A 6633-nucleotide genomic window follows, 5' to 3' on the forward strand; every position below is an offset into this window, starting at 1 on the left:
CACAGCCCGGAGGAAAACAGGAGTGCCGACGATGACGAATCCACTCGGACCGCCGAATCAGCCCGGACGCGGTGGTCTTCCGACCCCGCCCAGCGGGTGGCCGATCGGCTCCTACCCCACGTACGCGGAGGCGCAGCGCGCCGTCGACTACCTGTCCGACCAGCAGTTCTCGGTGGAGGACGTCACCATCGTCGGTGTCGACCTGATGCAGGTGGAGCGTGTGCTCGGGCGTCTCACCTGGGCGAAAGTCATTGGTGGCGGAGTCGTTTCGGGTGCCTGGCTCGGTGTGTTCCTGGGGCTGCTGCTCGGCCTGTTCACGGACAACCTGCTCGGACCGCTGATCGCGGGCATCCTCGGCGGCATCGTGTTCGGCGTCATCTCGACGACCATCCCGTACGCCGCCACCCGCGGCACCCGCGACTTCGCGTCGACGATGCAGCTGGTCGCAGGCCGCTACGACGTGCTGTGTGAACCGAAGACGGCCGAGCGGGCCCGCGACATGCTCGCGAAGCTGGCGCTGTAACCGGCGTACGAGGCGCCGCCCGGTCCGTGGGGAAGCGGACCGGGCGGCGCCGCATTTCGCGGTGCGGGCACGCCGAATCCTCTACTACGGCACCGGAGTTTGCTGATGGTGGGGTGATTCCGGCCGGCGGGCGCCGGCCGTGGGCCGGCGTCGTCCGCCTGGCGTGGAGCCGGCCCGCCTCCGGAACTACTGTGATTTCCGCCCGTTCCGAATCGGCTGTGCAGGGGGATGCATGCGGACGACACTCGACACCCGCGAGCTCGGTCGGGCGACGCTGGCGCGCCAGCATCTGCTGGAGCGGGTCACCGCCTCCACGGAGGTCGTGACCCGGCACCTTTTCGGCCTGCAGGCGCAGTCACCGACCGCGCCGTACTTCGCGCTGTGGTCGCGGGTGGACGGCTTCCGGCCCGACGACCTGGCACGGTTGCTCGAGGATCGGACGGTGGTCCGGATCGCGGTGATGCGCGGGACCGTGCACGCGGTCGCCGCGGCGGACGCGCTCGTGCTGCGGCCCTGGCTGCAGCCGATCATGGACCGCGATCTGCGAACCAACACCCAGCACGCGAAGGCTCTCGTCGGATGCGACACGGGGGCGGTGGCCGCGCACTCCCGCGACCTGCTCGACGCCACCCCGATGACCCTCGCGGCGTTGCGCCCGCACCTGGCGCGGCGGTGGCCGGACCGCGATCCCGCCGCGCTCGCTCACGCGGTACGGGCCCTGCTCCCGCTGGTGCAGGTGCCGCCGCGTGGCCTCTGGGGACGCTCCGGACAGCCCGTGTGCACGACGCTGGAGCACTGGACCGGTGAGCCGCTCGCCGCACCCGACCCGGAACGAATCGTGATGCGCTACCTCGCCGCCTACGGACCGGCATCGGTCGCCGACGCGCAGGCGTGGTCCGGCCTGACCCGGCTCGGTGAGGTGTTCGACCGGCTGCGACCGCGACTGCGGGTGTTCGCGGACGTCGGCGGCGCGGACCTGTTCGACCTGCCGGACGCACCCCGCCCCCACGCGGACGCACCTGCCCCGGTCCGGATCCTCGCTCCCTTCGACAGCGTGCTCCTCTCCCACGCCGATCGGACCCGGATCGTCGACGACGAGCACCGCCGCGTGCTGTTCACCGTCAACGGCATCGTCAAGCCGGCGGTCCTGGTGGACGGCCGGGTCGCCGGGTTCGTCGCACCGGGCATCGGAAAGGGTGCGGCCGTCGTGGATGTCACTCTGCTGCAGGAACTTCCCAGGCGGGTACTGGCCGACGTCGAGGCGGAAGCGCTGAGGCTGCTTCGCTTCGCGCATCCGGGCGCCGAGTCACACGACGTCCGGGTCGCCGCGGCACGGTGACCGCCGACCGCGTGGTCGCCTGCCGCCGGCGTGGTGGCACCGACCGGACTCCGCCGTCCTGATCAGGGGCGAATCGGCAGTCGGGTGTTAGATGGAGTGGTGATCGACGACGTCCTGCCCTCAGTTCGTGCCCACCTGGTCGAGCGGATCGGTGGGCCGCAGCCGTCGGCCGCGTCGGTGACGTTCCTCGGCCTCGAGCCGCTCGAGGTGCTGCGATTCGAGGCCGACGCCGACGACCTGGTCCGGTACGTCACCCTCGGCTGTTCCCGGCACCCCATGGGCGATCCCAGCGACCTCGTCGCGGACCCGGTCCGCGGCCCACGCGCTGAGCTGGTGCTCACACTGCACGGTGGGCTCGGCGCCGCGTCCGGGGTGCACAAGTCGCTCGCAATCCTCGCTGCGGCACCGGCGGTCGAGGGTGTGGTGCTCGCAGCGGACGGCCTGCTCGATCTCGGTGAGCCGCTGTGGGTGGGGGCCCCGTTCAGCGCGATCCTACTGGGGGACAGCGGTATCGACGATCTCGTGTTGCCCGAGCCCGCCGATCCGGTCCGGTTCCTCGGCGCGGTGCCGATCACCGGTACCGAGGCCGCATGGGTTCGGCTGCGCGGTGCCGCCGCGCTCCGGGAGGCATGGGTGGAGGCAGGCATCGACGTCCGCGACCCCGGACGCGGACCGGTCTCGCTCTAGAGCCAGTTGTTGCGCCGGAACGTCACGAACAGCCCCACACAGATCACCGCGACGAACCCGAGCACCGCGGGATACCCGAAGGTCCATTGCAGTTCGGGCATGTGCTCGAAGTTCATTCCGTAGACGCCCGCGACCATCGTCGGGACCGCGGCGATGGCGACCCAGGACGAGATCTTGCGCATGTCGGTGTTCTGCTGGACCGCGACCTTCGCCAGCGCCGCCTCGACGAGGGTGCTGAGCACCTCGTCGAACTCCGAAACCCGTTCGGCGACGATCGTGTGGTGGTCGTGGACGTCCCGCAGGTACCGTCGAACCTCCTTCGGGACACCGAGACTCGAGTCCTGCCCGAGCCGCTGCAGTGGGCTGGCGAGCGGGGCGACCGACTTGCGTAGCTCCACGATCTCTCGCTTGAGGAGGTAGATCTGCTCGATCGCGACCCGGCTTCGGGGGCTGAACACGTCCTCCTCCAGCAGATCCACGTCGCGTTCGACGAAGGCGGTCACGGCCAGGTAGCTGTCGACGACGTGGTCTGCGATGGCGTGCAGTACCGTCGTCGGGCCGAGCGCCAGACGCTGCGGGTTCGCGTCCATCTCGGCGCGGACGCCGGAGAGTCCGGAGTGGTCGCCGTGGCGCACGGTGACGACGAAGTCGCGGCCGACGAAGATCATGATCTCGCCGGTCTCGACGATCTCCCGCGCGGTCGAGATCGACTCGTGCTCGACATAGTTCACGGTCCGCAGGACGAGGAACAGCACGTCGTCGTAGACCTCGAGTTTGGGGCGCTGGTGTGCGTGCACCGCGTCCTCGACCATCAGCTCGTGCAGGCCGAAAACCTCTGCCACGGAATTCATCTGGTGCTCGTCCGGGGCGTGCAGGCCCACCCAGGCGAAACCGGTGCCGCGCTCACGGACCTCGGCGAGCGCTGCGGAATGGGTGTACCGGCCGGGTAGCCGGTGCCCGTCCACGTACACCGCGCAGTCCACGATCGCGCGGGCCGCGGGCACCCGCACGGCGCGCGGCGGCGAACCGGACGACCGCAGCGTCGGGATCGGCGGTATCGACGGCCCCACGGTCACCTCCCGGTCGCTCGAATCGATCCGAGCCAATCCTATGCCGCGGCGGTGCCGCGGCGGCGACGCGACGAGGCGCGGCGGGTCGCCGCCTGGAACACGCGGCGGGTCGCCGCCTGGAACATGCGGCGCTTCGCGGCCTGGAAGAATGGCGGGGTGCGTATCGACCTTCACACCCATTCCAGTTCCTCGGACGGCACCGACAGGCCCGCCGAGGTGGTGCGGGCTGCCGCCGAGGCGGGACTGCGGGTCGTCGCGCTGACCGATCACGACACCACGTCGGGGTGGGCGGAGGCCGTCGATGCCCTGCCGTCCGGTCTGACCCTGGTTCGGGGCATGGAGATGTCCTGCGAGGGTCGCGGCGAGGACGGTATGCCGGTCGCCGTGCACCTGCTCGCGTATCTGTTCGACCCCACGAACGAGGCGTTCGCGCGGGAGCGGGAGCGGCTGCGTGCCGAGCGGACGTCCCGCCTGCGGGGGATGGCGGAGAAGATGGCCGCCGACGGTCTGCCGATCGACCCGGATGCGGTGATGGCGGCCGCGGGCCCGGCCGCCGGTCGCCCGCACCTGGCGCGTGCGCTGGTCGACGCCGGCGTCGTCGGCTCGGTGAACGAGGCGTTCGCGGACCTGCTCAAGACGCGCGGCCGGTACTACGTGCACAAGGCGGACACCCCGTTGCCCGACGCGATTCGGATGGTCGCGCAGGCCGGTGGGGTGAGCGTCCTGGCGCATCCGCGTGCCTCGGCACGCGGCCGGCTGATGGACATGGACCAGATCGGCGAACTCGTCGCCGACGGACTCGGCGGTGTCGAGGTCGCCCATCACGACCACCAGGCCGCGGACGAGAGGATCCTGCGCGGCATCGCCGCCGATCTGGATCTGATCGTGACCGGGTCGTCCGACTACCACGGGTCCAACAAGTCGGTGGTGCTCGGCGAGTTCGTCACCGCACCCGAGCAGTACGAGCGGCTGATCGCGGCGTCGAACGGCATCGAGGTGGTGGCGGGATGAGCGACGCCTGGGTCGACGAATACGACGACGAGCGGTACGGCAGGCAGGCCGCCGCGGGCCGCGAACCGCGCTGGGAACCTCCGCGTGGACCGCGCAGGCGCAGTGCCCCGGCCCGGGCGCTGCAGGCGCTCAGCGGCGCCGTGACGGCGGGCGTCGTGCTGCTCGCCGCGGTGGTGATCGTGACCGCGTACCTGGGGTCCCGGCGGGGCTTTCCCGGGCCGGGCGCGGTGTCGGTCGCGGCTCACGTCGTCGCGGCCGTTGTGGTGGTGGTTGCGCAGCGGTTCGCCGATCACCGGCGTGGTCCGGTCGCGATCGCCGGGTCCGTGGCCGTGTTTTTGGTCACAATCGGGTTGCTCTGGACCCAGTGGTGGGGGTAGCTCACCGAAACGGCTGCTCACACGTGAGATTTGCCAGTGGTGAGCCCGTGGTGGCACACTTGCTGCACTCCAATGCCGGTGCCACCGCCTGGTAGGGAGTCGAAGTCGGATTCAACCAGCGGCAGATTTCAGTGCCCGGGCTCACCCCGCCCGGTGCCATCGCGGCTCCGAAGTGAGTGCCTCTCCCGTAGACCAATCGGGCCCCGATCGTGCACCCTCGGAGCGTTCAGCTCTTCACCGAAAAACCTGCGGCTGCGTCGAAAAACATCCTTCGCCGCTGCTACTTACCAGTAACCCGCCCCCGAGTGGTGGCGGCATGAGTAGGAGTGTCATCGTGTCTCTCGTGTCTGAACCAACCACCCCGCCCAAGGTTGAGCTGACCGACGAAGAGATCTTCTCCGGCCACATCGGCGGCAAGCTCTCGGTCGAGACGACGGCTCCCCTCGATACCCAGCGTGCGCTGTCGATCGCGTACACCCCCGGCGTCGCGCAGGTGTCCCGCGCGATCCACGCGGACGAGACCCTCGCCGACCGCTACACCTGGACCAGCCGCCTCGTTGTCGTCGTCAGCGACGGCTCCGCGGTGCTCGGTCTCGGCGACATCGGCCCGCGCGCGTCGCTGCCGGTGATGGAGGGCAAGTCGGCGCTGTTCAAGAACTTCGCCGGCCTGAACTCGATCCCCCTGGTGCTCGACACCAAGGACCCGGACGAGATCGTCGAGACCCTGATCCGGCTCCGTCCGAGCTTCGGTGCGGTCAACCTCGAGGACATCTCGGCGCCGCGGTGCTTCGAGATCGAGAAGCGGGTCATCGAGGCCCTCGACTGCCCGGTCATGCACGACGACCAGCACGGCACCGCGATCGTCGCGCTGGCCGCGCTCAAGGGCGCGGTGAAGGTCCAGGACCGCGACATCACCAAGCTGCGCGTGGTGATCTCCGGAGCAGGCGCCGCCGGTGTCGCCTGCGCGAACATCCTGCTCGCCGCGGGCATCACCGACATCACCGTCCTCGACTCGAAGGGCATCGTCTCCTCCGATCGCGGTGACCTGAACGAGATCAAGGCCGACCTGGCCGCCCGCACCAACCCCGCCGGGCGCACCGGTGGCATCGTCGAGGCCCTCGACGGCGCCGACGTGTTCCTGGGCGTCTCCGCGGGCACCGTGCCGGAGGAGATCATCGCGACGATGGCCGACGACGCGATCATCTTCGCGATGTCGAACCCGGACCCGGAGATCCACCCGGACATCGCGCGCAAGCACGCCGCGATCGTCGCCACGGGCCGTTCGGACTTCCCGAACCAGATCAACAACGTGCTCGCGTTCCCCGGCGTGTTCAAGGGCGCCCTGGACGCGGGTGCCCGCCGGATCACCGAGGGCATGAAGCTCGCGGCCGCGGAGGCGATCCTGTCCGTCGTCGCGGACGAGCTCGCGGTCGACAAGATCGTGCCGAGCCCGCTCGACCCGCGCGTGGCTCCGGCGGTCGCCGAGGCCGTCGCCAAGGCCGCCAAGGAAGAGGGCGTCGCCTAGCCCCACGCACCACCCGGCTGAAGGGCACTTTCGTTCGGTTCAACCGAACGAAATAGACCAAGATCCCGTTAGTGGGGGGCGAGATCATAGGCGGAGATGGG

7 protein-coding genes are annotated in these 6633 nt (G+C 70.1%); 6 read left to right on the forward strand and 1 reads right to left on the reverse strand.

The genetic code is table 11. The features are described 5' to 3' along the window. The first annotated feature begins 31 nt into the window (after window positions 1-31). The 3 genes from ACWDU4_RS06485 to ACWDU4_RS06495 all read left to right on the forward strand — a co-directional run bounded on the left by ACWDU4_RS06485 (window position 32) and on the right by ACWDU4_RS06495 (window position 2549). Window positions 32-523 (forward strand): general stress protein, encoded by a 492-nt coding sequence (locus ACWDU4_RS06485; protein ID WP_450113029.1) that lies wholly within the window; start codon window positions 32-34, stop codon window positions 521-523. 232 nt (window positions 524-755) lie between these two features. Further along, window positions 756-1862, forward strand: a complete 1107-nt coding sequence (locus ACWDU4_RS06490; protein ID WP_450113030.1) for a winged helix DNA-binding domain-containing protein — start codon at window positions 756-758, stop codon at window positions 1860-1862. 96 nt (window positions 1863-1958) lie between these two features. Next, a complete protein-coding gene (locus tag ACWDU4_RS06495) occupies window positions 1959-2549 on the forward strand; it encodes a suppressor of fused domain protein (protein ID WP_450113031.1) in 591 nt (196 codons plus the stop codon). On the opposite strand, the gene ACWDU4_RS06500 is transcribed toward ACWDU4_RS06495, so the two are convergent. Beyond that, complete coding sequence (locus tag ACWDU4_RS06500; protein WP_450113051.1) at window positions 2546-3607, reverse strand: magnesium and cobalt transport protein CorA; 1062 nt, start codon at window positions 3605-3607, stop codon at window positions 2546-2548. The genes ACWDU4_RS06495 and ACWDU4_RS06500 overlap by 4 nt on opposite strands. Before the next feature lie 168 nt (window positions 3608-3775). On the opposite strand from ACWDU4_RS06500, the gene ACWDU4_RS06505 reads away from it, so the two are divergent. The 3 genes from ACWDU4_RS06505 to ACWDU4_RS06515 all read left to right on the forward strand — a co-directional run bounded on the left by ACWDU4_RS06505 (window position 3776) and on the right by ACWDU4_RS06515 (window position 6532). Then, window positions 3776-4630, forward strand: coding sequence for a PHP domain-containing protein (locus ACWDU4_RS06505; RefSeq protein ID WP_450113052.1), 855 nt, complete (start codon window positions 3776-3778; stop codon window positions 4628-4630). Then, window positions 4627-5007, forward strand: a complete 381-nt coding sequence (locus ACWDU4_RS06510) for a hypothetical protein (RefSeq protein WP_450113032.1) — start codon at window positions 4627-4629, stop codon at window positions 5005-5007. Before ACWDU4_RS06505 ends, ACWDU4_RS06510 begins: the two co-directional genes overlap by 4 nt. 334 nt (window positions 5008-5341) lie before the next feature. Continuing rightward, entirely contained in the window at window positions 5342-6532 is a 1191-nt protein-coding gene (locus ACWDU4_RS06515; RefSeq protein ID WP_450113033.1) for an NAD(P)-dependent malic enzyme, read from the forward strand. The last annotated feature ends 101 nt before the right edge of the window (window positions 6533-6633 follow it).

It is taken from the genome of Rhodococcus sp. NPDC003348 (assembly GCF_053589375.1).